1 rRNA gene is annotated in these 499 nt (G+C 41.3%); it reads right to left on the bottom strand.

The features are described 5' to 3' along the window. Positions 1-138: ribosomal RNA gene (locus tag EAG18_RS22075) — 16S ribosomal RNA — on the bottom strand; the annotation flags it as partial. Between the last annotated feature and the right edge of the window lie 361 nt (positions 139-499).

The raw sequence follows: 499 nt of genomic DNA, 5'->3' as shown, positions 1-499 counted from the left end.
TCAAGGCATGTTCCCAAGCATTACTCACCCGTCCGCCGCTCGTCATCTTCTAGCAAGCTAGAAATGTTACCGCTCGACTTGCATGTGTTAGGCCTGCCGCCAGCGTTCAATCTGAGCCATGATCAAACTCTTCAATTAAAAGTTTTTTGAAACCTAAGTTTCATGCTCATTGAATTCTGATTTTGATACCTTYCGGTATCGAATTGACTGTGCTGAATAAACTATGTTTATTCTKTTGGTCACTCAGTTCAATTGAGACTCTAAATTTGTTTGCGTCATCTAGCGAACTAGACTCTGCTGTTAGAACTCAATCTGTACGAGTGCCCACACAGATGATTGCTTCATATTGTTAAAGAACAKTTCCGGTTACCCGGTGCGATGACTYAYCATCGCYGCGCCGTTAGCGCTRAGGGTTGTGCATTCTAAGCATTTCCCATTTGTTGTCAACACTTAATTTTGATTTTCTTTCGAAGTATTCAAACTCAAGTTTTATTTGACT

This window comes from Pseudoalteromonas sp. J010 (assembly GCF_003934235.1).
GTDB lineage: Bacteria > Pseudomonadota > Gammaproteobacteria > Enterobacterales > Alteromonadaceae > Pseudoalteromonas > Pseudoalteromonas peptidolytica.
Note: the sequence above shows the minus strand (reverse complement) of the source record. Positions and strands in the feature narration are given on the sequence as shown.